A 25,044-nucleotide genomic window follows, 5' to 3' on the forward strand; every position below is an offset into this window, starting at 1 on the left:
AATGTATCGGCGACTCACACCGACAGGGGATGAATATCCTCCCGTTGTGACTCACCCCTCTTCCTCATCCTCATTCACCCGATCCCTCAGTTCCTTCCCCGGCTTGAAATGCGGTACGAACTTCCCATCCAGACTCACCGACTGCCCGGTCTTGGGGTTTCGCCCGACCCGCGGAGCGCGGTAGTGCAACGAAAAACTGCCGAACCCGCGGATCTCGATGCGGTCGCCGGTTGCCAGGCATTGGGACATTTGCTCAAGCATGGTCTTGATGGCCAGCTCCACATCCTTGGATGAAAGCAGCCCCTGATGGGTGACAATTCGTTCGATCAGCTCCGACTTCGTCATATTTTTCCCTTCTTTTTCAAGCAGCTAGGAAAGTACTTCGAAGGTTTTAGCATGAGCGGAGGGTTTTGAACAGCCCATCTATTGACTTATCTGCACGCAGAAGAAACGAAGGACAGGATCACCTAATTACAAATCACCAGCATGGTGCGCGTGACAGCACCGGCCGGATTCCAACCGAAAAGATACCCATCCCCCTCATCCTTGGCATCACTGGACCGGGTGACGACCTTATAGCCCTGAGCCTTGCACTCCCGGGCCGCCCGCTTGTAGCACTTGTCCCAATCCGACCCAAGCCCCGAGCAGTCGATCGCGATACCGCTCACACCATGCCTGGCGTGAGTCCTCGACTGGGTGATACACCCCGCAAGCAACAACAACGCGAGGACAACCATTAGCTTGCTCATTCCTTTCCTTACTGACGCGCTCCCTGACCCGCTCAAGGAGCACAAATCCATCGATCCTGACGACAAACGTTTTTACACCGATAAATAAGACCATCACCACCCCGAATTCGTTTCAGACCTTGAACGTCAAATTGCGGGCACAAAAAAGGGCGACCGAAGTCGCCCTTTTTCTATGGTCTGACAGAACTTAGTTCTGTTTTTCCATCTGTGCACGCAGCAGAGCACCGAGAGTGGTGTCGACTGGAGCATCCGAAGCAGCTGGCTTGTCGCGCAGGCTCTGGATGGCTTCTTTTTCGTCTTCAACGTCTTTCGACTTGATCGACAGCTGGATCACGCGGCTCTTGCGGTCAACGCTGATGATCTTGGCTTCTACTTCTTCGCCTTCTTTCAGAACGTTGCGCGCGTCTTCAACGCGGTCACGGCTGATTTCGGAGGCTTTCAGAGTCGCTTCGATATCGTCGGCCAGAACGATGATGGCGCCTTTGGCGTCAACTTCTTTCACGATGCCTTTAACGATGGCGCCTTTGTCGTTAACCGAGACGTACTCGGAGAACGGATCGCTTTCCAGCTGCTTGATACCCAGGGAGATGCGCTCGCGCTCTGGGTCAACCGACAGGATAACGGTGTCCAACTCGTCGCCCTTCTTGAAACGACGTACGGCTTCTTCGCCCACTTCGTTCCAGGAGATGTCGGACAGGTGAACCAGACCGTCGATGCCGCCGTCCAGACCAATGAAGATACCGAAATCGGTGATCGACTTGATGGTGCCGGAGATCTTGTCGCCCTTGTTGAACTGGCCAGAGAAGTCTTCCCATGGGTTCGACTTGCACTGCTTGATGCCCAGGGAGATACGACGACGCTCTTCGTCGATGTCCAGAACCATGACTTCCACTTCGTCGCCGACTTGTACGACTTTCGAAGGGTGGATGTTCTTGTTGGTCCAGTCCATTTCGGAAACGTGTACCAGACCTTCAACGCCTTCTTCCAGCTCAGCGAAGCAGCCGTAGTCGGTCAGGTTGGTAACACGAGCGGTGACGCGAGTGCTTTCTGGGTAACGGGCTTTGATAGCGACCCATGGATCTTCACCCAGTTGCTTGAGGCCCAGGGAAACACGATTGCGTTCGCGATCGTACTTCAGAACCTTGACATCGATCTCGTCGCCAACGTTGACGATTTCCGATGGATGCTTGATGCGCTTCCAAGCCATGTCGGTGATGTGCAGCAGGCCATCGACGCCACCCAGATCGACGAATGCGCCGTAATCGGTGAGGTTCTTGACGATACCTTTGACTTGCTGACCTTCCTGCAGGGATTCCAGCAGAGCTTCACGCTCGGCGGAGTTCTCGGCTTCCAGGACGCTGCGACGGGAAACGACAACGTTGTTGCGCTTCTGGTCGAGCTTGATGACCTTGAACTCGAGCTCTTTGCCTTCCAGGTGCGTGGTGTCGCGCACTGGACGGACGTCAACCAGAGAACCTGGCAGGAACGCACGGATGCCGTTAACGTCGACAGTGAAGCCGCCTTTAACCTTACCGTTGATAACGCCCTTGACCACTTCTTCGGCTGCGAAGGCTGCTTCCAGAACGATCCAGCATTCAGCGCGCTTGGCTTTTTCACGGGACAGCTTGGTTTCACCAAAGCCGTCTTCAACCGAATCCAGCGCCACGTGAACTTCATCACCGACGTTGATGTTCAGCTCGCCAGCATCGTTGTAGAACTGTTCCAGCGGGATCAGAGCTTCAGACTTCAGACCGGCGTGGACAGTGACCCAACGAGCTTGGTAATCGATATCAACGATAACACCGGTGATGATCGAACCAGCCTGAAGATTAAGGGTCTTCAAGCTCTCTTCAAAGAGTTCCGCAAAGCTTTCGCTCATTTTAATTCCTGTTGATAAGGGCGAAGAATACGCCCATCTGCCACACCCCAGACGGTGTGGGTTACGTTCATATGAAAGAAGCCATGCAGGACTATGACTGGTCCCCTGCACACCTCTTGGTCACCCGGCGATATCGCGAATGGCGATCTCGCTCATGATGCGTTCCAACACCTGCTCGATGGACAATTCCGTGGAATCCAGCTGTATGGCGTCAGCCGCCGGTTTGAGCGGGGCTACCGCTCGCTGGGTGTCACGCTCATCACGTGCACGTATCTCATCTAGCAGACTCGACAGACTAACATCATCGCCCTTGGCCTTCAACTGCAAGTACCGGCGACGAGCCCGCTCTTCGGAGCTGGCAGTCAGAAAAATCTTCAGCGGCGCATCGGGAAACACCACCGTGCCCATGTCCCGGCCATCGGCCACCAGGCCCGGCGGCTCCTGGAACGCCCGCTGGCGTTGCAGCAAGGCCTCACGCACCGCCGGCAACGCCGCCACCTGGGAAGCCCAGGCGCCGACCTGCTCGTTGCGGATATCCTCGGTGACGTCGTCGCCCTCAAGAATGATCCGCGCGGCACGATCGCTGGTCGCACCGACGAACTGCACGTCCAGATGGGCGGCCAGGGCCTTGAGGAGCTCCTCGTTGGTCAGGTCGACGCCATGGTTGCGCGCGGCGAACGCCAGCAACCGATACAGCGCGCCGGAGTCCAGCAGGCACCAGTTCAGGCGCTTGGCCAGGATCCCGGCGACCGTGCCCTTGCCCGAACCGCTCGGCCCGTCAATGGTGATAACTGGAGCTTGAATATTCACGACCGTGCCTCTTTGTGATCATCATTGGCGTTCAGGGTGCCCTTGCGGGCCCGGCGGGCCAGGATTCTGCCGAAATGCTCGCGCGCCGCTTGCGCACGCTGGAAGACCTCCAGCAACTGAGGCCCATCCCCGGCATCGACCGCATCGCGCAAGACATCCAGGTCACCGCGAAAACTATCCAGCGCACGCAGCACCGCTTCCCGGTTGGCCAGGAAGATATCGTGCCACATCACCGGATCGCTGCCAGCTATTCGCGTGAAATCGCGGAATCCGCCAGCGGCGTAGCGAAAAATATCCAGGTTTTCGTTGCGTTTGGCCAGCGAGTCCACCAGGCCGAAGGCCAGCAGGTGCGGCAGATGACTGGTCGCCGCCAGCACTTCGTCGTGGCGCTCGACCTGCATATGCTCGACATCCGCCCCCAGGGCCCGCCAGAGCGCATCGACTGTCGCGAGCGCCGACGGATCGGTCTCGACCAACGGCGTCAGGATCACCTTGTGCCGACGGAACAGCGCGCTGTTGGAAGCCTGCACGCCACTCTGCTCGGATCCGGCAATCGGATGCCCCGGGACAAAACGCGGCGGCATGCCGCCAAAAGCCTGAGTGGCGGCGCGCACGACATTGCCCTTGGCGCTGCCAACATCCGTAAGGATCGCCTGGCCCAGATCCATGCCCGCCAGCAAGCCGAGCATTTTCTCCATGGCCAGGATCGGCACCGCCAGCTGAATCACATCGGCGCCCTGGCAAGCCGTCGTCAGGTCGGCCTCGCAATGATCGACCACACCCAGCTCGACCGCGAGTTCACGCGATAATGGATCCAGATCAACGCCGACCACTTCCCGACACAGACCGCTTTCCCGCAGTCCCTTGGCGAAGGATCCGCCGATCAAACCCAGGCCAACCACCACAAGGCGGCCGATCATAGGCTTCACAGGTTGCATCGACATGACATCAACCACGGGCCATGACCTTGGCCAGCGCCTCCAGCAAACGACTGTTCTCGCTGGCCAGGCCAATGCTGACCCGCAGGTGCCGCGGCAGGCCATAGCCGGCCACCGGACGCACGATCACACCTTCACGCAACAGGCCCTGATACACGGGAGCGGCCTCACGACCGACATCGACCGCGATGAAGTTGGCCTTCGAGGGAATCCAGCTCAGCCCCAACTGGCGAAAACCTTCTTCCAGTTGTTGCATGCCGGCTTCGTTCAAGCGCCGGCTCTGGGCGACATAGTCGACATCGTCGAGTGCCGCACGGGCCGCGACCAGCGCCAGGCTGTTGACGTTGAACGGCTGGCGAACGCGATTGAGGATGTCCGCCACGGCGGGCGACGACAGCGCATAACCGACGCGCAAGGCCGCCAGACCATAGGCCTTGGAAAAAGTCCGCGAAACCAGCAGGTTCGGGTAGCTCGCCAGGTAGTTCAGGCCATCCGGCAGATCGACGCCTCGGGCGTACTCGATATAGGCCTCGTCCAGCACCACCAGGACATCCTGCGGCACCGCAGCGAGAAACGCCTCCAGCGCCTGCGGGCCGAACCAGGTGCCGGTCGGGTTGTTCGGGTTGGCGATAAACACCACCCGGGTGTTTTCGTCGATGGCTGCGAGCATCGCCGTCAGGTCATGCCCCCAGTCCTTGGCCGGCGCTACACGGGCCTCGGCATTCACCGCCTGGGTAACGATGGGATAGATCGCAAAGGCGTGCTCACTGAACACCGCGTTCAACCCCGGCGCCAAGTAGGCACGGGCGACCAGCTCGAGAATGTCGTTGGAACCGTTGCCCAGGGTCACCTGGCTGGCCTGCACCCGGCACAGCTCGGACAGACGCTGCTTGAGCTCGAAACCATTGCCATCCGGATAACGGGTCAAATCCGCCAGGGCAGCGTGAATCGCCGCCAGGGCCTTGGGACTCGCCCCCAGGGGATTCTCGTTACTCGCCAGCTTGATGATCCGTGCCGGATCGATATCCAACTCACGGGCCAGTTCATCCACGGGCTTGCCCGGAACGTAAGGCGACAGTTGTTGCACGCCCGGCTGTGCCAGTGCGAGGAAGTTACCGCTCATGATCAACGCCTTTACAGAACCGCTTTCGGGTAGGAGCCCAGCACCTTGAGGGCCACTGCTTCCTGACTGATCTTCTCCAGCACACCCTTGACCAGCGGATCACGGTGATGGCCGACGAAGTCGATAAAGAACACATACGTCCATTTACCACTGCGCGAAGGTCGGGTCTCGATACGCGTCAGGTCAATCCCGTTGTCGTGGAACGGCACCAGCAGCTCGTGGAGCGCGCCAGGCTTGTTGCTCATGGAAACAATGATCGAGGTCTTGTCGTCGCCGGTAGGCGGCACTTCCTGGCTGCCGATCATCAGGAACCGCGTGGAGTTGTCCGGACGGTCCTCGATTTTCTCGGCCAGGCGGGTCAAGCCATACAGGCCGGCCGCCATGTCGCCGGCAATCGCCGCCGAATTCCACTCGCCCTTGACCCGCTTCGCCGCTTCGGCGTTGCTGGAAACCGCCACGCGCTCGACGTTCGGGTAATGGGCGTCCAGCCACTTGCGGCACTGGGCCAGGGACTGGGCGTGGGAGTAGATGCGACTGATGCTGTCGGTCTTGGTGTTTTCACCCACCAGCAGGTGGTGGTGAATCCGCAGCTCGACCTCACCGCAAATCACCATGTCATGCTCGAGGAAACTGTCGAGGGTGTGGTTGACCGCACCCTCGGTGGAGTTTTCCACCGGCACCACGCCGAAGTTCACCGCGCCGGCCGCCACTTCACGGAAGACTTCGTCGATCGCCGCCATCGGCTTGCTGATCACCGCATGGCCGAAATGCTTCATGGCCGCAGCCTGGGTGAAGGTACCTTCAGGACCCAGGTAAGCCACTTTCAGCGGCTGTTCCAGGGCCAGGCAGGAAGACATGATCTCGCGGAACAGCCGCGCCATTTCTTCGTTGCCCAGCGGTCCCTGGTTGCGTTCCATGACCCGCTTGAGCACCTGGGCTTCACGTTCCGGACGATAGAACACCGGCACTTCGCCCTCGGCCAGCGAGGCCATTTTTACCCGCGCGACTTCCTGGGCGCAGCGTGCGCGCTCGCTGATCAGTTCGAGAACTTTCTCATCGAGGCTGTCGATACGCAGGCGCAGTGCCTTGAGTTCTTGCTCGGACATTAGCCGTGTTCCTTCTCGAACGCTGCCATGTACGCCACCAGCGTGTTCACCGCGTTGATGTCGACGGCGTTGTAAATGGAGGCGCGCATGCCACCCACCGAACGGTGGCCCTTGAGGTTCAACAGACCCCGCTCTTCGGCACCGACCAGGAACGGTTTGTCCAGACGGTCGTCGGCCAGGCGGAACGGCACGTTCATCCAGGAGCGGTTGGTCTTGTTGATCGGGTTGCTGTACAGGCCGCTGGCGTCGATGAAGTCATACAGCGTGCGCTGCTTGATTTCATTGAGTTTGCCGATGGCCTCGACCCCACCCTGCTCCTTGAGCCACTCGAAAACCAGGCCCGACAGGTACCAGGCCAGGGTCGGCGGCGTGTTGTACATGGAGCCGTTGTCAGCCGCGACCTTGTAGTCGAGCATGGTCGGGCAGATCGAACGGGCGCGACCCAGCAGGTCCTCACGCACGATATTGACGACGATGCCACTCGGGCCGATGTTCTTCTGTGCACCGGCGTAGATCATGCCGAAGCGGGAAATATCCACCGGACGCGAGAGGATGTCCGAGGACATATCGGTGACCAGCGGTACATCGCCAGTTTCCGGAATCCAGTCGAACTCCAGGCCGCCGATGGTTTCGTTCGACACATAGTGAACATAGGCCGCGTCTTTCGACAGCTTCCATTCGTTCTGGCCGGGAATGGCAAAATAGTCGTAAGGCTTGGCGCTGGCGGCGACATTGACGTTGCCGAAACGCGAAGCTTCCTCGATGGCTTTCTTCGACCAGATACCGGTCTCGATGTAGTCGGCCTTGCCGCTTTCAGGCAGCAGGTTCAACGCCACCTGGGCAAACTGCTGGCTGGCGCCGCCCTGCAGGAACAGCACCTTGTAGTTCGAGGGAATATCCAGCAGGTCACGCAGATCCTGCTCGGCCTTGGTGGCGATGGATACGAACTCATCGCTGCGATGGCTCATTTCCATGACCGACAGGCCCTTGCCATGCCAGTCGAGCAGCTCGGACTGGGCACGCAACAGGACAGCTTCAGGCAGCGCAGCAGGACCCGCGCAGAAGTTATAGGCTCGTTTGCTCACATCCACTCTCGCTATGCTTTTCAATACACACCAGCCACTCTACGCCACACGCCTGCAGGAGCGAGCTTGCTCGCGATAAACGCAAGGGCATTTAGATCCCCCTGGCACAACGAAGCGGCCCAACAACGACCGCTTCGCGCTCGATCGCGAGCAAGCTCGCTCCTACAACAACAGCAGCGACTGGCGCAGACGCTTAATTACTCTTGCGGCTCAGCTTCATCGGTTACAGCGTCAAACGGCTGATCGTCGTTCAACACGTCGCCGTCAAACTCGACGTCCACCTCACCTTCCAGCTCCTCGCCTTCGACTTCCGATGGCTCCTGGACACGCTCCAGGCCCACCAGCGTTTCATCGCTGGCCAGCTTGATCAGCGTCACGCCCTGGGTATTACGCCCCAGGCTGGAGACTTCATCGACACGGGTCCGCACCAGCGTGCCCTGGTCGGAAATCAGCATGATCTCCTCACCATCAAGCACCTGCACCGCACCGACCAGACGACCGTTACGCTCGTTGCTGACCATGGCGATCACACCCTGGCCGCCACGCTTGTACTCGGGGAACTCGCTGATCGCGGTGCGCTTGCCGAAGCCGCGCTCGGAGGCCGTGAGAATCTGGCTGCCTTCTTCCGGGATGATCATGGAGATCAGCTTCTGCCCTTCGTTCAGGCGCATACCCCGCACACCGCGGGCCGTACGGCCCATGGCACGGACATCGGACTCTTTGAAGCGGGTGACCTTGCCAGCGTCGGAGAACAGCATGACCTCACGCTCGCCATCAGTGATCGCGGCGCTGATCAGCACGTCGCCTTCATCCAGTTCCAGGGCGATCAGACCGACGCTGCGCTGGCGACTGAAGGCTTCCAGCGGAGTCTTCTTCACCGTACCGTCGGCGGTCGCCATGAAGATGAAGTGACCTTCGGTGTATTCCTCTACCGGCAGCATGGTGGTGATGTATTCACCCTCATCCAGCGGCAGCAGGTTCACCAGCGGACGACCACGGGCGGCGCGGGAAGCTTCGGGAATCTCATAGGTCTTGAGCCAGTACACCTTGCCCTTGCTGGAGAACAGCAGCAGCGTGGTGTGGCTGTTGGCAACCAGCAGGTGGGCAATGTAGTCCTCGTCCTTGACGCCGGTCGCCGACTTGCCTTTACCACCACGGCGCTGGGCCTGGTAGGCCGCCAACGGCTGGGTCTTGGCGTAGCCACCGTGGGAGATGGTCACCACGCGCTCTTCTTCCGGGATCATGTCACCCAGGGTCAGGTCCAGACGGGCATCGAGGATCTCGGTACGACGCACGTCACCGTACTCGGCACGAATCACTTCCAGCTCTTCGCGGATCACTTCCATCAGGCGCGTGGCGCTGTTGAGGATTCGGATCAGCTCGCCGATCTGGTTGAGGATCTCCTGGTACTCGGCCAGCAGCTTCTCGTGCTCCAGGCCGGTCAGGCGGTGCAGACGCAGCTCCAGAATGGCTTGCGCCTGTTCCGGCGACAGGAAGTACTTGCCGTCACGCAGGCCGTATTGCGGGTCCAGGGTTTCCGGACGGCACGAATCGGCACCGGCACGCTCGACCATCGCCACAACCGCGGACGACTCCCAAGCCATGCCGATCAGCGCTTCCTTGGCTTCCGACGGCGTCGGCGAAGCCTTGATCAAGGCGATCACCGGATCAATGTTGGACAGTGCAACAGCCTGGCCTTCGAGGATATGACCACGCTCGCGAGCCTTGCGCAGCTCGAACACGGTACGCCGGGTCACGACTTCGCGGCGGTGACGGACGAAGGCTTCCAGCAGGTCCTTGAGGTTGAGGATCCGCGGACGACCGTCGATCAGCGCAACGATGTTGATGCCGAACACGCTCTGCAACTGGGTCTGGGCATAGAGGTTGTTGAGAATCACCTCTGGCACTTCGCCACGACGCAGTTCGATGACCACGCGCATACCGTCCTTGTCGGACTCGTCGCGCAGCTCGGTGATACCTTCGAGCTTTTTCTCTTTCACCAGCTCGGCGATCTTCTCGATCAGGCGGGCCTTGTTCAACTGGTACGGCAGTTCGGTGATGACGATCTGCTGGCGACCACCGACCTTGTCGATGTCCTCGATGGTCGAACGGGCACGCATATAGATGCGCCCACGACCGGTGCGATAGGCCTCGATAATGCCGGCACGGCCGTTGATGATCGCGGCGGTCGGGAAGTCCGGCCCCGGGATGTACTGCATCAGGTCATCGACGCTCAGCTCGGGGTTGTCGATGAGGGCCAGGCAACCGTCGATGACTTCACCGAGGTTGTGCGGCGGGATGTTGGTCGCCATGCCCACGGCGATACCGCTGGAGCCGTTGACCAGCAGGTTGGGGATACGGGTCGGCATGACCGCCGGGATCTGCTCGGTGCCGTCATAGTTCGGCACCCAGTCCACGGTTTCTTTATGCAGGTCGGCCAGCAGCTCGTGCGCCAGCTTGGTCATGCGCACTTCGGTGTATCGCATGGCCGCGGCGTTGTCGCCGTCCACCGAACCGAAGTTACCCTGGCCATCGACCAGCAGGTAGCGCAGGGAGAATGGCTGCGCCATCCGAACAATGGTGTCATAGACCGCGGTGTCACCGTGCGGGTGATACTTACCGATCACGTCACCGACCACACGGGCAGATTTCTTGTACGGCTTGTTCCAGTCGTTACCCAGTTCGCTCATCGCAAACAGCACACGCCGGTGCACGGGCTTCAAGCCATCGCGCGCATCAGGCAGTGCCCGCCCGACAATCACGCTCATCGCGTAGTCGAGGTAGGACTGTTTCAGCTCGTCTTCGATATTGACCGGGAGGATTTCTTTGGCCAGTTCGCCCATGAGAAGCCTGATTCCTTTTTCTGGTGAAACTTCGTCACATCCATATGGGACGAACGAAGCTCGCCGCCGCGGGCCTGATGCCCTGCAACGACTTACGACAAATCAACGAGTTATGCCTTGGATCTGCGCAGTGAAGGCAGCCGGTTCGGGCTGCCCTGGAAACCGTCGGATGTTATCACAATCGCCGCCACGCACCTACCCCGGCATAGGCAAGGAAGTAGACGGGCGGCCGCTGTAACCGACCGAGAGCGCGCCGAGAGGGGCTTAGAGGCAAGATGAGCGCGGCCAGGGCGCGCCAAATACTGCTTGGCCTGGGACAAAAGCCGGTCAATGCAGGCGTTTGCGGCACATCAACTGCGCCATCTTCGCGGTGTCCGGACGCTCGACGATGCCTTTTTCAGTCACGATGACATCGATCAGGTCCGCCGGCGTCACATCAAAGACCGGATTGAACGCATCGACCTCGGCCCCGACCCGATGCCCGCCGACACTCAACAGCTCGCTGCCGTCGCGCTCCTCGATCGGGATATCGTCGCCGCTGGCCAACTCCATGTCGATGGTCGAACTCGGCGCCACCACCATGAAACGCACGCCATGGTGCATCGCACAGACCGCCAGCTGATAGGTGCCGATCTTGTTGGCCACATCGCCATTGGCGGTGATGCGGTCGGCCCCGACGATCACCCAGGTCACGCCCTTGGTCTTCATGATATGCGCGGCGGCCGAGTCGGCATTCAAGGTCACCGGAATGCCTTCGTTGGCCAGCTCCCAGGCGGTCAGGCGCGAGCCTTGCAGCCAGGGCCGGGTTTCATCGGCATAAACCTGCTCGACCATGCCCTCCAGGAAGGCGCCGCGAATCACCCCCAGCGCCGTACCGAAGCCGCCGGTGGCCAGCGCGCCGGTATTGCAGTGGGTCAGGATCGCCTGGGCATTGCCCTGGTGCTTGCGGATCAGGTCGACCCCCAGTTGCGCCATGGTCAGATTGGCCTCGCGATCGCTGTCATGGATGGCCACCGCCTCGGCCTCCAGGGCCGCCAGCGGATCGGCGCCATCCTTGACCCGCTCCAGACGCTCACGCATCCGATCCAGGGCCCAGAACAGATTGACCGCGGTCGGCCGCGAGTTCGCCAGCTGGGCAAAATCGGCTTCCATCGCCGCCACCCAGTCGCCGCCCTCCGCCAGTCGCGCCCGCGCCGCCAGCACTACACCATACGCAGCGCTGATACCAATGGCCGGCGCACCACGCACCACCATCGAGCGAATCGCCTCGGCGACCCCCGCGGCATTGTCGTAGGCCAGCCAGGTTTCCTCGAACGGCAGAATGCGCTGATCAAGCAGATACAAGGCACCATCACGCCAATCGATGGCCTTCACTTTTTCCGCAGCCAACAGTCGATTGCGCATGATTCACCCCACACACTGGAACAAAAGCCGCCGATTATAGCGATCCCCCGGTGAGGACGCTCGGGTATACTTCGCCATTATTTCAGATTAAAGCCCGGAAGCTGTCCACGATGCCGAATACCGCCGCCCCGCTCGATCTTCTCCTGCTGCCGACCTGGCTGGTCCCTGTCGAACCCGCCGGCGTGGTACTCAAGGAGCATGGCCTGGGCATTCGTGACGGACGTATCGCCTTTATCGGCCCCCGGGCCGAGGCCTTGAAACTCGGCGCCAAGGAAGTCCGCGAGTTGCCGCAGATGCTCCTCGCCCCCGGCCTGGTCAATGCCCATGGCCATGCCGCCATGACGCTGTTTCGCGGCCTGGCCGACGACCTGCCACTGATGACCTGGCTGGAACAGCATATCTGGCCCGCTGAAGCCAAATGGGTCGACGAAGCCTTCGTCCGCGATGGCACGGACCTGGCCATCGCCGAGCAACTCAAGGGTGGCATCACCTGTTTCTCGGACATGTATTTTTTCCCTAAAATCGCCAGCGAACGCGTGCACAACAGCGGCATTCGCGCACAGATCGCCATTCCGATCCTCGATTTCCCGATCCCCGGCGCCGCCAGCGCCGATGAGTCGTTGCGTCAGGCCGTCGAGCTGTTCGGCGACCTCAAGCACCATCCACGGATCAAGATCGCCTTCGGTCCCCATGCACCCTACACCGTTGGCGACGAAAATCTGGAAAAAATCCGGGTTATCGCCGAAGAACTCGACGCCGCGATCCACATGCACGTGCATGAAACCGCCTTCGAAGTGCAGCAGTCGCAGGAACAACGCGGCGAACGCCCGCTGGCACGCCTGGGCCGCCTGGGCTTGCTCGGCCCACGCTTCCAGGCCGTTCACATGACCCAGATCAGCGATGACGACCTGGCACTGCTGGTAGAAAGCAACACCAGCGTGATCCACTGCCCGGAATCCAACCTGAAACTGGCCAGCGGCTTCTGCCCGGTGGAGCGCTTGTGGCAAGCCGGCGTGAACGTGGCCGTGGGCACCGATGGCGCGGCGAGCAACAACGACCTCGACCTGCTCGGCGAAACCCGCACCGCCGCCCTGCTGGCCAAGGCCGTCGCTGGCTCCGCCACCGCCCTGGACGCCCACCGCGCGTTGCGCATGGCGACGCTCAATGGCGCACGTGCCCTTGGCCTGGAACAGGAGATCGGCTCGCTGGAAGTCGGCAAGGCCGCGGACATTGTCGCCTTCGACTTGTCCGGCCTGGCCCAGCAGCCGATCTATGATCCGGTGTCGCAACTGATTTACGCCAGCAGTCGCGACTGCGTGCAACATGTCTGGGTCGGCGGCAAGCCACTGCTCGAAGACCGGCGCCTGACCCGCCTGGATGAACAGCAGTTGGGCGCCACGGCCCGGGCCTGGGGCCAGCGCATTGGCGCTCAGGCACACTGATTGACGCGCCATAGAGCGCATTGAATTGAAGATGACGCAACGCCCGGCGGGCGGCATCAACCCGATTTCCAAGCTTTAGAGGATAGTCCATGAGCAACGTCGACCACGCTGAAATCGCCAAGTTCGAAGCCCTCGCCCATCGCTGGTGGGACCGTGAAAGCGAGTTCAAGCCGCTTCACGACATCAACCCGCTGCGGGTCAACTGGATCGACGAGCGGGTCAAGCTTGCCGGCAAGAAGGTCCTCGACGTCGGTTGCGGCGGCGGCATTCTCAGCGAAGCCATGGCCCAGCGCGGAGCCACCGTCATGGGCATCGACATGGGCGAAGCCCCCCTGGCCGTGGCCCAGTTGCACCAGCTGGAATCCGGGGTCAGCGTCGAGTATCGGCAGATCACCGCCGAAGCCCTGGCCGAGGAAATGCCCGAGCAGTTCGATGTGGTGACCTGCCTGGAAATGCTCGAACACGTCCCCGACCCGTCCTCGGTGATCCGCGCCTGCTTTCGCATGGTCAAGCCCGGCGGCCAGGTGTTTTTCTCCACCATCAACCGCAACCCCAAGGCCTATCTGTTCGCCATTGTCGGCGCGGAATACATCATGGGCCTGCTGCCACGCGGCACCCATGACTTCAAGAAATTCATCCGCCCTTCCGAGTTGGGCGCCTGGAGCCGCGAGGCGGGACTGGCGGTCAAGGACATCATCGGCCTGACCTACAATCCTCTGACCAAGCACTACAAGCTGGCGGCGGACGTCGACGTCAACTACATGATCCAGACCCTGCGCGAGGAGTAACCGATGCGCTTGAGAGCGGTTCTCTTCGACATGGACGGCACCCTGCTCGACACAGCGCCGGACTTTATCGCCATCTGCCAGGCCATGCTCGCCGAGCGCGGCCTGCCACCGATTGCCGACCGGTCGATTCGCGACGAGATCTCCGGCGGTGCCCGCGCCATGGTCGCCGTGACCTTCATGATGGACCCCGAGTCGCCGGGCTTCGAGGCTTTGCGCCAGGAGTTCCTTGAGCGCTACCTCAAGGCCTGCGCCGTCCATAGCCGCCTGTTCGACGGCATGGCCGAGTTGCTGGCCGATATCGAGAAGGCCAATCTGCTCTGGGGCGTGGTCACCAACAAGCCGCTGCGCTTCGCCGAGCCGATCATGCAACAGCTGGGGCTGGCAGAGCGCTCGGCGCTGCTGATCTGCCCGGACCATGTGACGAACAGCAAACCCCACCCGGAGCCGCTGATCCTCGCGTGCAAGATGCTCGACCTCGACCCGGCCAGCGTCTTGTTCGTCGGCGACGACCTGCGCGATATCGAATCCGGACGGGACGCCGGTACCCGCACCGCGGCGGTGCGCTACGGCTACATCCACCCGGACGACAACCCCGATCACTGGGGCGCCGATGTGGTGGTCGATCATCCGCTGGAACTACGCAAGGTATTGGATAACGCGCTGTGCAGCTGTTGACCGATGATCTGGCAAACACCGCGCCTACGCATCTCTGTAGGCGCGAGCTTGCTCGCGATGGTGGTTCAGGCACCGCGGGGTATCAGACGCCCCGCGCTATCGCTGACGTCCATCGCGAGCAAGCTCGGCGCCTACAACGTGCGCGGTGAGCCGCCTATCTGTTTTACATTTGTAGAGGTTTAACCATGTTCGATTATTCCGCCCGCCCCGACCTGCTCAAGGACCGCGTCATCCTGGTCACCGGTGCCGGCCGTGGCATCGGCGCCGCTGCCGCCAAGACCTTCGCCGCCCACGGCGCCACCGTACTGCTGCTGGGCAAGACCGAAGCCAACCTGAGCCAGGTCTATGACGAGATCGAAGCCGCCGGCCACCCTCAACCGGCGGTGATCCCCTTCAACCTGGAAACCGCCCTGCCACACCAGTACGACGAACTGGCGGCCATGATCGAAACCGAGTTCGGCCACCTCGATGGTCTGCTGCACAACGCCTCGATCATCGGCCCGCGTACGCCACTGGAGCAGTTGTCCGGGGAAAATTTCATGCGGGTCATGCACATCAACGTCAACGCCATGTTTATGCTGACCAGCACCTTGCTGCCCCTGCTCAAGCTGTCCCAGGACGCCTCGGTGATCTTCACTTCCAGCAGCGTCGGCCGCAAAGGCCGCGCCTACTGGGGCGCCTACGGCGTATCCAAGTTCGCCACCGAAGGCCTGATGCAGACCCTGGCCGATGAGCTCGAGACAGTCGCACCGGTGCGCGCCAACAGCATCAACCCCGGCGCCACCCGCACCAGCATGCGCGCCCAGGCCTATCCTGGCGAGAACCCGGAGAACAACCCGACGCCGCAGCAAATCATGCCGGTCTACCTGTACCTGATGGGGCCCGACAGCAGCGGCGTCAACGGCCAGGCTTTCGACGCCCAATAACCCCCTCCGCGTCATCCCGCCGCACGCGCCGGAATACCGGCGCACAGTGAAATAATTCAAAAAAGCCATCAGCGCAAGTCAAACAACTGCCGCCCCTGTCGGCTGCTGGCGCTCGCCCCGAAAAATCAACACCCTGAATTCAAACGACTTTTATTCGGTTGAAGCGATTGGCACGACTTTCGCTCTAACTTCTTTAATCACGCAGCGCGAGAGCGGCCCCAAGCCGCTCTCGCCCACCCTGTAAGACCGTATGCTGTGCTTAGGGGCTTGCCACCATGAAAACGCCGACCCAGACCAACGCAATTGATTTTGATCGCGCCAGATTGCAACGTCTGGGCTTTGGCCAACTCCCGTCCAGCCAACAACGCCCCATCAGCTTGGCTCAACTGCGCCATCAACTGGCCCAGCAGTTGCAAACCAGCCTGGAGCCTGAGCGTATCCTGGACATCTTCTTTCGCGAGATCCAGCGCGTGGTGCCCCTGGACGCCTTGAGCTACCTGCACCCGGGCAGCGACTTGCGCCTGGAGTTCGGCCATCGCGGCCATCACTCGATCAGCTACAGCCTCAGCCATGAAGGTGAGCATCTGGGCGAACTGATATTCCGCCGTGGCACCCGCTTCAACGAACAGGAACTGGGCAATCTGGAATCGTTGCTGGCAAGCCTGTTGTACCCGATGCGCAACGCCCTGCTCTATCGTGCCGCCACGCGCTGCGCACTGCGCGACCCGCTGACTGAAACCGGCAACCGTATCGCCATGGAGCTGGCCTTGCAGCGGGAGTTCGAGTTGGCGCGTCGCCATGGCCAGCCGATCTCGGTGCTGATGCTCGATATCGATCACTTCAAACAGATCAATGACAACCACGGACACTGCGCCGGCGACAAGGTGCTCAAGATCGTCGCGGCCTCGATCAAGGAGCAACTGCGCAATGTCGACCGGGTATTCCGCTATGGCGGCGAAGAGTTTTTGATCCTGCTGTCCAATACCCATCGCGAGGCCGCGGCAATGGTCGGTGAACGCCTGCGCTATGCGGCGCAAGCCCAGGACCACGACTGCGATGGCCAACGGATCAATCTGACGGTGAGCCTGGGTTGCGCCACGCTGTTGCCGGGCGAATCCACGGAAAGCCTGCTGCGCCGCGCGGACAACGCGCTGTATGTGGCCAAGCGCGAAGGTCGCAACCGCCTGGCAATGGCGGGCTGAACCCACGACACAAACCGGAAATTCAAGACTGCACGCAATCCCTGTAGGAGCCAGCTTGCTGGCGATGAGGCCAGTGAGCCTTGCATCGCCTGATCGGCCGCTATCGCCGGCAAGCCGGCTCCCACAGTGACTGCATCGAACTCAGGATCGAGGTGCTACCCACATGACCAGTCAACCCTCGGCGAGAGCGGCCTGGCGCTCACGGGCGACCGGAGCCTTTTCCGCGTGCTCCAGTTGCATGCACCGTTCGAGGAACAGGTACATGTAGTCGTAGCTCTTGCAGATCGCCTGCCGTAGCTCGACCTGCAAGGCCTTGGCGGGATTGTTGCCGGCCAGGGTGCAGATGATCTCCAACGCTTCCCACGGATGGGCATCATCGTACTGAGCGTGCATCTTCAACCATTTCATCGCACGCTTGCGGTCTTCATCCGCAAATGCCGCGGCATAGACCCCCGTCGAACAGACCAGCGCCGACCACTCGCCAGTGGCTCCTTCGATCGCGTAGTTGGTCGCGGCAATCGCCACGATCAGTGGATCGGCCGAACTGGTATGCCAACACCAATGACTCAACGCATGCAACTCGGGCGCTACCAACTGCGCCTGCAGGTCCTCGAGGGTCACGCCGTGAGCGCGGCTCCAATGCAACCAATAGTCGGCGTGATTCAGCTCCACACGGATATTGCGCATCAGCCAACGCCGCGCCATGTCCTCGCCGGGATGACGGGCAAAACGGGTCTTGGTGAGGTTCTGTGCCATGTATAACGCAAACTGTTCAACCACCGGCCAGCCGCCAATCAGATAGTGGCGCATGGTTTTCGCGCTCAGCCTGTTGTCGCGCATCCGCTGGTAAAGTTCGTGTTCGACAACCCGGCGCTTGCTCTCGCTACAGTCCTGAATGAGCTGCTGCGCCCACACGGGGTAGCTGGAGGCCTCCATAAGCGGGCCGGTTCTGCTGAAAATGTCGATCACTGTCGGGCTCCTTCTGAGTGGTGATTTAAGCAGATCAGCAAAGGTTTCAGCGGAATGTGCCAGGCGCCTTGAACAGCAGAGGCCGAGGTCGCGCGGGTCGACACAACAGACTGTCACAGGTGAACAACTGCGGTCGCTCGATAATGTAGCCCTGAGCATAGTCGACACCGATCTCGAACAGGGCCTGCTCGATCTGCGGTGTTTCAACGAATTCAGCAATCGTTCGCTTCCCCATGACATGGCCGATGTGATTGATCACCTCGACCATGGCGCGGTTAATCGGGTCGTCCAGCATATCCTTTACGAAACTTCCATCGATCTTCAGGAAGTCTACAGGCAAATGTTTGAGATAAGCGAACGAAGACATTCCCGCACAAAAGTCATCGAGGGAGAACCGGCAGCCCAAGTTCTTGAGTTCATTGATAAATCGGATAGCGCTGCCAAGGTTGGAAATGGCGCTGGTTTCAGTTATTTCGAAACAAATCATATCCGGCGGAATGCCGTGCTGCTTGAACTGCTCATGCAGGAAGCCGAGGAAACCCTCGTCGCCAATGGTGGTGCCCGACAGATTGATCGCGCACATCGCCATCGCCCCCTCGCGTTGCTGGGCAATGCATTCGGCGATGACCTTGAAGACGTTCTGCACCACCCAGCGATCGAGCTGGGTCATCAGACCATAACGCTCGGCGGCCGGGATAAAGCTGTCGGGCAGGATCATCCGCCCGGCCTCGTCGTGCAAACGCAGGAGGATTTCCACATGGCCACCGCTGTGATCGGCGTGCCCCAGCGCGGCGATTTCCTGGGCGTACAGGCAGAAACGATTTTCCTCCAGGGCCATGTGCAAACGCTGGACCCAGGCCATCTCGCCAAAGCGCAAGGACAGCTCCGAATCGTCCGCGTGATAGACCTGAACCCGGTTGCGGCCCTTTTCCTTGGCCATGTAGCAGGCCATGTCCGCCGCCCGCAGCGAGGCCTCCAGGGTGGCCGGAGCCTGGGCGATGTGCACCAGGCCGATACTGACCGTGGTCACGAACGGGCGCCCCTTCCAGACAAAATGCAGGTTCTGCACGGTCTGTCGCAGGCCTTCGGCAATTTTTTCCGCCGCCTCCGACGGGCAATTTTCCAGCAATATGCCGAACTCGTCACCGCCCAGGCGGGCCAGGGTATCGCCCTCGCGCAACCCCGATTGCAGCAAGGCACAGATGTGCCGCAGCAATTCATCGCCGGCCGCATGACCACAGGTGTCATTGACCAGCTTGAACTGGTCCAGATCGAGGAACATCAACGAATGACGGGCCGGCTGGCGGCTCAGGTTATACAGCGCCTGTTCCAGGCGATACTCGAATTCGCGCCGGTTGGCCAGGCCCGTCAAGGCATCGTGGGTGGCCTGCCAGGACAGGTTGGCGATGTACTGTCGCTCCTGGGTCATATCGTGCAACACCAGCACCGTGCCACTGACCTTGCCGGCGTTGCGGATCGGCGCCCCCACCAGGGTCACCGACACGGTGCTGCCGTCCAGGCGCTGGATCAGCTTGGAATGCTCGCTGCCACCGCTCAGCCGGCCACTGAGAATATGTTCGATCAGGGTAAAACCTTCGTCCTGGGCATTTTCGTCGAGCAGGTTGAACAGCGCCGCCAGGGGTAAGCCATAGGCCTGCCCGGCTTTCCAGTGGGTCAGGTGTTCGGCGGCCGGATTCATATAGGCGATGGCGCCTTCCACATCGGTGGTGATGACCCCGTCGCCAATCGACTCCAGGGTGATCTGCGCCCGCTCTTTTTCCAGCTGCAAGGCATCGGCAAAGGCATGGCGCTGGGCCAGCAACTTGTGTGTGCGCAGCAAGGCCAGGGCAATCAGCCCCAGGGCGGTGGCCAGGTTGGTGATCAACAGCAAGCGCAGGATGACCCGTGAACCTTCGCCCAGGGCGTCGCTGAAGGCTTTCGCCGCTGGCGTCACGCCATCATTGATGGCAAAGATCTGGCTCTTCCAGCGCTGGATATCGCTATTGCTCTCCTGGTTGACGGAGATCGCCCGGTGCATCTGCTGGGCGACACTGTCCAGCCGCACCAGATAAGTGTCGCCCACCGTCCATTTTTCAATGGCCCGCTCCAGATAGCTGAAGTGTCGGAAGTTCAGGTACAACCAGATGATGCTGGAGACATCGTCGGGGTGGTTGCCGCCTTGCAGGATTCCACGCCGAGCGGCCGCCAGGTCCGGAGTCGGCGCATCCAGGGCGATCCGCAGGTCGTGGCCGCCCTGGGGCACGGCAATCGCCTCCTGGTATTTGCGGAAAATCGTTTCGTCGCGGCTGTCGGCGTACAGGTTGAGGTAATAGATAGCGTCCTTCTGGCCTTTGGACCAGAGGCTCTCGCCCGCCACATAACCGCGCACGGCGGAAAGTACATACAAGCTCAGGCCACCCAGCAAGGCCTGAAACAGGACAACAGCGATAAATGGCCAGACGATGCCCAACAGCCGTGGCGTTCCGAGAGTCCGCGTTTGCTTCATGAGATCCCTTGCATCAGCACTGCCAGATGAGCACTCGAGAGAAATCCACTCCTGATAGCACAGACTAGGCTAATTTCCACGATATCGAAGGGATCAGCGCCGCCCTTCCAGATATCTGGATATCAATCCATCGCTCGCACGCACAGAGAAAAAAGTATTTCCGTCAGCCAATTCAATCACTAAGCACAGAAAACCCGGCAAAACTCAAGTGCGTCAAATTTTTTGCAGATGCCCGTACAGCTTGGCGTATAGACCACCATCGGCAATAAGCTGCTGATGATCACCATCCTCGGCGATCCGCCCGCCATCGAACACCAGCACCCGATCCGCTTGTTTCACCGCGGACAGGCGATGGGCAATGATCAACGTTGTACGACCACTGAGAAACCGGCCCAGGGCCTGATGCAGGTTGTACTCGGTGGCCGCATCCAGCGCCGAGGTCGCTTCGTCGAGGATCACCACCTTGGGCTCGGCCAGGACCATCCGGGCAATCGCCAGGCGCTGACGCTGGCCACCGGACAAACGCACCCCGGAACGCCCGACAATGCTGTCCAGGCCCTGCGGCAACACTTTGATCGTAGCGTCGAGCTGGGCAATTTCCAGTGCCCGCCAGCAAGCTTCATCCGTGCGCTCGCGGCCCATGGTGAGATTGGCGCGGACCGTATCATTGAACAGCGCCGGGTGCTGCAATACCACCGCGACGTTCTCGCGCACGGTGTCCAGGCCGATATCGGCCTGGGACGCGCCACCGAAGCGAATGGTCCCGGAGCGGGGGGTGTACAGCCCCAGCAGCAGTTGCACCAGGGTGCTTTTGCCGCCGCCGCTGGCCCCGACGATCGCGACCTTTTCACCGGGAGCGATGGACAGGTCCAACTGATCGAGCACCGGCTCCTCGCCATAGGCAAAACTCAGGGCCTGTACCTCGATACCCACGGTGTCGCGCCCAGCGAAGGGGTCGACGCCACCGGGGTACTGCGGCTCGTCGGCACGCGCCAGCAGTTCGTTGATCCGTTCAAGCGCACCGCCGGCGGCATAGAAGGCATATTGCAGGTTCAACAACTGCTCCACCGGCCCGATCATGAACCAGAGGTAACTGAACACCGCGAGCATCTGGCCGATGGACAGGTCGGAGAACAGCACCGTGAGCATCGCCGCCGCGCGGAAGATATCGATGCCGAACTGGAACAGCAGCCCCGTGGCCCGGCTCGAAGCATCGCTTTTCCATTGCGAAGCCACCGCGTAGTCACGTACTTCCCGGGCCCGGGTACCCAGGCGGCCGAGGAAAAAGCCCTGGCGATTGCCGGCGCGGACTTCCTGGATCGCATCGAGGGTCTCGGTCAGGGCCTGGGTAAAACGCGAGGTGCTGTCGTTTTCCAGTTTCTTCAGGTGCTTGACCCGCTTGCCCAACTGTACCGTGGCATAGATCACCAACGGGTTGAACAGCAGGATCAGCAGCGCCAGCTTCCAGTGCATCCAGACCAGGATCGCCGAGGTGCCCAGCAGCGTCAGCATCGCCACCAGAAAGCGGCTCAGGGTTTCGCCGACGAACTTGTCCAGGGTGTCCAGGTCGGTCACCAGGTGCGTGGTCACGGTGCCGCTGCCGAGGCTTTCGTACTCGCCCAGGGAAATGCGCTTCAAGCGTTCGATCAAGCGGATACGGATGCGGTAGACAATGTCCTTGGCCAGCCCGGCGAACAGCCGCGCCTGCACCACGTTGAACACCAGGGCCCCACAGCGCAGGGTCAGGGTCACCAGCAACATCAGGCCGATATAGCCGACGGCGCGCTGCCAGGTGTCGGGCAGCAGGTGGTTCATCACCTTGAGTGCGGCATCGCCGTGCCCTAGCAGGACCTCGTCCACCAACAGCGGCAACAGCAGGGGGATTGGCACGCTGCACAAGGTCGCCAGCACGGCCACCGTGTTGGCGATCCACAGCGCTTTTTTATGCCGCAGCGCCAGCAGCCGAATTTCGGCCCAGCTCAGGCGGTCCGCAGGTGGTTTGACGGCTTCAGGGGCGGGCGGCTCAAGCACAGGCCGCGCGCTCCAGCCAACGGCCGAGCAGCGGAGCAAGTTCAGCCAGTGGCTGGTAGCCATTGGTCAGCAGCGCCAACTGGCCATTACGCTCGGCCAGCAAGGTCGGGAAACCGGCAATCCCCAGGTCCTGGACCCAGGTAAAATCGGCGGCGGTGGCCGCATGCTGCTCGGCCGTGTCGAAGGCACCGGCAAACTCGATGCGCGGTAAACCGGCTTGCTCCGCCAGCTCCACCAGCACACTGGCTTGGGTGACATCCCGTCCCTCGACATAAAAGGCCCGCTGGATCAGTCCCACCAACGTCCACGCACAGTCCGGCGCCAGGCTACGGGCGGTGATCACGGCCCGACAGGCCGGCTCGGTGTCGTAGACAAAACCGTCGGGCAAGGCACCCTCGAACTTGAACGGCTGGCCGCTGGTCTCGGTGACTGCCTGCCAGTGTTCGAGGATATAACGCCGGGTCGTCGGCTCCAGCGCGGCGCCGCTGCCGGTGCGCAAGCCGCCCATCACCAGGTGCAGTTCGACACCCGCCGCCTGCGCCTGCTTGACCAGTGCCTCGGCCACCGGGGCAAACCCCCAGCACCAGGAACACATCGGGTCCATGATATACAGCAGGCGCGCGGACATGATTCAGCCCTCGGAAGATTGACGGTAATTGTAACCAATCGGGTGCGGCTGGTTACGCGCCTTGGCCAGTTCGATCTGCTTCTGGCGGTCAATGGCGCTGCGACGGGTTTTCTCGCTCAAGGTGTCCCAGCAATGTGGGCAACTGATCCCGGCCACATAGTGCTCCGAGGCACGCTCCTCGACGCTGATCGGTGTACGGCAGGCATGACATTGATCGTAGTCGCCTTCGCTCAGGTCATGGCGCACGGTAACGCGATTGTCGAAGACAAAGCAGTCGCCCTGCCACTTGCTCTGCTCCTGGGGCACCTCTTCGAGGTACTTGAGAATCCCGCCCTTGAGGTGATAGACCTCGTCGAAACCCTGGCTGAGCATATAGCTGGAGGCCTTTTCGCAGCGAATGCCACCGGTACAGAACATCGCGACTTTCTTGTGCCGGGACGGGTCGAAATGGGCTTTGATGTAGTCGGGAAATTCGCGAAAGCTGGTGGTTTTCGGGTCGATGGCGCCTTCGAAGGTACCGATCGAGACTTCATAATCGTTACGGGTGTCGATCAGCAGCACTTCCGGATCGGCGATCAGCGCATTCCAGTTCCGCGGATCGACATAGGTGCCGACCTGCTTGTTCGGGTCCACGCCCTCGACGCCCAGGGTGACGATTTCCTTCTTCAGCTTGACCTTGGTCCGATAGAAGGGCTGATCGTCGCAATAGGATTCCTTGTGGTCGATGTCGACCATCCGCGGATCCAGCTTGAGCCAGGCCAGCAGGCCGTCGATACCTTCGCGGCTACCGGAAACGGTACCGTTGATGCCCTCTTCGGCGATCAGCAGGGTGCCCTTGATGCCGTTGTCGACCATGGCCTGCAACAGTGGCTCGCGCAGGGCAACGTAATCTTCCAGAGTGACGAACTTATAAAGTGCCGCCACGACTATGGGTTGAGTCATGGGTGATGCTCTCCAGGTGGCTGCCCTCGCAAAGGGCGAACCGGGTGCAAAAAAAACGCGCCGACAGTGCGGCGCGTTGCGGATTCTAGCAAAAAAACACCGGTCAAAAAACCAGCATCAATGCCCTCCGCCGGCGCAGACCGGCGATGCCGGGGCCGCGCCGATTTTCACCCACTCTTCAGGGGTGTAGGTATGCAGGGCCAACGCATGGAATTCGCTCATCAGATCACCCAGGGTGGCGTAGACCTTCTGGTGGCGCTTGACGCTGTTCAACCCGACAAACTGTGCGCTGACCAGCACCGCCTTGAAGTGGGTCTGCAACCCACGGCTGTGCATATGGCTTTCGTCCAGGACTTGCAGATGCTCGGGTTGCAGGGCGCTCAGTGCGGTTTCGATACGTTGCTGCATGCTCATTTCAGGCTCCGCTTACGGCTTTTTCTTGACCGCAGGTGCTGGCGCCTTCGGCGTCAGCTCGTTGGTCATGTCTTCCAGCAGCTTGTTCACCACCGGTACCGCGCTTTCCAGCTTGGCCTGGGTCATCTGGGCCGATTGCTGGGTCAACTGCGGCATTTTCTCCAGGACCTTCTTGCCCAGCGGCGACTGGTAGAACGCGACCAGGTCCTTGAGTTCGGATTCGCTGAAGTTGTCGGTGTAGAGCTTGACCATGTCCGGCTTCAGCTTGTTCCAGCCGATGGCCTGGTCCAGGGCGGCATTGGCCTTGGCCTGGTAGGTGTCGAGCAACGGCTTTTTCGAGGCCGGTGCCTGGGTCTGCTCGAAACGCTGGGCAAACATTTGCTGCACTTGCGCGTAGACCGGGGTTCCCAGCTTGTCGGCATGGGCCAATGTCAGAAAAGCTTCGGCACTGGCATTGTGGCTGGCGGTATCGGCGAAAACCTGGCCGCTGGCGCATACCAGAGCAACCGCGGTACAGATGGCACGAAGACGGGTCATCGGGTGTCCTTTCTAAACAGGCGAGGTAAAACCCCAAGGGCGACCAT

Annotated in this window: 21 protein-coding genes and 1 pseudogene; 5 read left to right on the forward strand and 17 right to left on the reverse strand. The window is 60.9% G+C overall.

Going from position 1 to position 25,044, the window contains the following annotated elements; translation table 11 throughout:
• Positions 1-51 precede the first annotated feature (51 nt).
• From ihfB to mtnA, 10 genes and pseudogenes are all read right to left on the reverse strand, one after another.
• Positions 52-345, reverse strand: coding sequence for an integration host factor subunit beta (gene ihfB / locus AC07VG_RS06300; RefSeq protein ID WP_121138149.1), 294 nt, complete (start codon positions 343-345; stop codon positions 52-54).
• Positions 346-467: 122 nt separating this feature from the next.
• Entirely contained in the window at positions 468-749 is a 282-nt protein-coding gene (locus tag AC07VG_RS06305) for a hypothetical protein (RefSeq protein WP_494999841.1), read from the reverse strand.
• A 187-nt stretch (positions 750-936) separates the two neighbouring features.
• The gene (gene rpsA, locus AC07VG_RS06310; RefSeq protein ID WP_100939090.1) at positions 937-2,628 is read right to left on the reverse strand and encodes a 30S ribosomal protein S1; all 1,692 of its coding nucleotides are present in this window, start codon (positions 2,626-2,628) and stop codon (positions 937-939) included.
• Positions 2,629-2,748: 120 nt separating this feature from the next.
• Positions 2,749-3,438 (reverse strand): (d)CMP kinase, encoded by a 690-nt coding sequence (cmk, locus tag AC07VG_RS06315; RefSeq protein WP_218224151.1) that lies wholly within the window; start codon positions 3,436-3,438, stop codon positions 2,749-2,751.
• 5 nt (positions 3,439-3,443) lie between these two features.
• Positions 3,444-4,394 (reverse strand): annotated as a pseudogene (locus AC07VG_RS06320) (prephenate dehydrogenase/arogenate dehydrogenase family protein); the annotation flags it as partial.
• On the reverse strand, positions 4,387-5,499 hold the full coding sequence (gene hisC, locus AC07VG_RS06325) for a histidinol-phosphate transaminase (RefSeq protein WP_494999840.1): 1,113 nt from the start codon (positions 5,497-5,499) through the stop codon (positions 4,387-4,389). The pseudogene AC07VG_RS06320 and the gene hisC, both read right to left, overlap by 8 nt.
• An 11-nt stretch (positions 5,500-5,510) precedes the next feature.
• Positions 5,511-6,605, reverse strand: coding sequence for a prephenate dehydratase (pheA, locus tag AC07VG_RS06330; protein WP_017129662.1), 1,095 nt, complete (start codon positions 6,603-6,605; stop codon positions 5,511-5,513).
• Positions 6,605-7,690, reverse strand: a complete 1,086-nt coding sequence (gene serC / locus AC07VG_RS06335) for a 3-phosphoserine/phosphohydroxythreonine transaminase (protein ID WP_495020675.1) — start codon at positions 7,688-7,690, stop codon at positions 6,605-6,607. The genes pheA and serC overlap by 1 nt, the downstream gene beginning before the upstream one ends.
• Before the next feature lie 197 nt (positions 7,691-7,887).
• Positions 7,888-10,533 carry a DNA gyrase subunit A gene (gene gyrA / locus AC07VG_RS06340; protein ID WP_495020676.1) on the reverse strand — a complete coding sequence of 882 codons (2,646 nt, stop codon included), beginning with the start codon at positions 10,531-10,533 and terminating at the stop codon, positions 7,888-7,890.
• Between the two features lie 327 nt (positions 10,534-10,860).
• Positions 10,861-11,937 carry an S-methyl-5-thioribose-1-phosphate isomerase gene (gene mtnA / locus AC07VG_RS06345; RefSeq protein WP_495020677.1) on the reverse strand — a complete coding sequence of 359 codons (1,077 nt, stop codon included), beginning with the start codon at positions 11,935-11,937 and terminating at the stop codon, positions 10,861-10,863.
• Positions 11,938-12,047: 110 nt separating this feature from the next.
• On the opposite strand from mtnA, the gene AC07VG_RS06350 reads away from it, so the two are divergent.
• The 5 genes from AC07VG_RS06350 (at position 12,048) to AC07VG_RS06370 (ending at position 16,970) form a co-directional block, all read left to right on the forward strand.
• The gene (locus tag AC07VG_RS06350) at positions 12,048-13,379 is read left to right on the forward strand and encodes a TRZ/ATZ family hydrolase (protein ID WP_495020678.1); all 1,332 of its coding nucleotides are present in this window, start codon (positions 12,048-12,050) and stop codon (positions 13,377-13,379) included.
• A gap of 89 nt (positions 13,380-13,468) precedes the next feature.
• On the forward strand, positions 13,469-14,167 hold the full coding sequence (gene ubiG / locus AC07VG_RS06355) for a bifunctional 2-polyprenyl-6-hydroxyphenol methylase/3-demethylubiquinol 3-O-methyltransferase UbiG (RefSeq protein WP_100939083.1): 699 nt from the start codon (positions 13,469-13,471) through the stop codon (positions 14,165-14,167).
• A gap of 3 nt (positions 14,168-14,170) precedes the next feature.
• Positions 14,171-14,842 (forward strand): N-acetylmuramic acid 6-phosphate phosphatase MupP, encoded by a 672-nt coding sequence (mupP, locus tag AC07VG_RS06360; RefSeq protein ID WP_494999835.1) that lies wholly within the window; start codon positions 14,171-14,173, stop codon positions 14,840-14,842.
• 185 nt (positions 14,843-15,027) lie between these two features.
• Positions 15,028-15,768, forward strand: coding sequence for a YciK family oxidoreductase (locus AC07VG_RS06365; protein WP_495020679.1), 741 nt, complete (start codon positions 15,028-15,030; stop codon positions 15,766-15,768).
• Positions 15,769-16,043: 275 nt separating this feature from the next.
• Entirely contained in the window at positions 16,044-16,970 is a 927-nt protein-coding gene (locus tag AC07VG_RS06370) for a GGDEF domain-containing protein (RefSeq protein ID WP_495020680.1), read from the forward strand.
• Between the two features lie 171 nt (positions 16,971-17,141).
• On the opposite strand, the gene AC07VG_RS06375 is transcribed toward AC07VG_RS06370, so the two are convergent.
• From AC07VG_RS06375 to AC07VG_RS06405, 7 genes are all read right to left on the reverse strand, one after another.
• Positions 17,142-17,906 (reverse strand): iron-containing redox enzyme family protein, encoded by a 765-nt coding sequence (locus AC07VG_RS06375; protein ID WP_494999880.1) that lies wholly within the window; start codon positions 17,904-17,906, stop codon positions 17,142-17,144.
• A 79-nt stretch (positions 17,907-17,985) separates the two neighbouring features.
• On the reverse strand, positions 17,986-20,445 hold the full coding sequence (locus tag AC07VG_RS06380) for an EAL domain-containing protein (protein ID WP_494999832.1): 2,460 nt from the start codon (positions 20,443-20,445) through the stop codon (positions 17,986-17,988).
• Positions 20,446-20,658: 213 nt separating this feature from the next.
• A complete protein-coding gene (locus AC07VG_RS06385; RefSeq protein WP_494999831.1) occupies positions 20,659-22,539 on the reverse strand; it encodes an ABC transporter ATP-binding protein in 1,881 nt (626 codons plus the stop codon).
• Positions 22,469-23,071, reverse strand: a complete 603-nt coding sequence (locus AC07VG_RS06390; protein ID WP_494999879.1) for a DsbA family protein — start codon at positions 23,069-23,071, stop codon at positions 22,469-22,471. The genes AC07VG_RS06385 and AC07VG_RS06390 overlap by 71 nt, the downstream gene beginning before the upstream one ends.
• A gap of 36 nt (positions 23,072-23,107) precedes the next feature.
• Positions 23,108-24,046: an oxygen-dependent tRNA uridine(34) hydroxylase TrhO gene (gene trhO / locus AC07VG_RS06395; RefSeq protein WP_494999830.1), complete on the reverse strand. Its 939-nt coding sequence runs from the start codon at positions 24,044-24,046 to the stop codon at positions 23,108-23,110.
• A gap of 117 nt (positions 24,047-24,163) precedes the next feature.
• Positions 24,164-24,460 carry a BolA family protein gene (locus AC07VG_RS06400; RefSeq protein ID WP_494999829.1) on the reverse strand — a complete coding sequence of 99 codons (297 nt, stop codon included), beginning with the start codon at positions 24,458-24,460 and terminating at the stop codon, positions 24,164-24,166.
• Positions 24,461-24,472: 12 nt separating this feature from the next.
• Positions 24,473-24,997 (reverse strand): DUF2059 domain-containing protein, encoded by a 525-nt coding sequence (locus tag AC07VG_RS06405; RefSeq protein WP_494999828.1) that lies wholly within the window; start codon positions 24,995-24,997, stop codon positions 24,473-24,475.
• Positions 24,998-25,044: the final 47 nt, after the last annotated feature.

The sequence above is a fragment of the Pseudomonas sp. GW821-FHT03C07 genome, assembly GCF_059420925.1.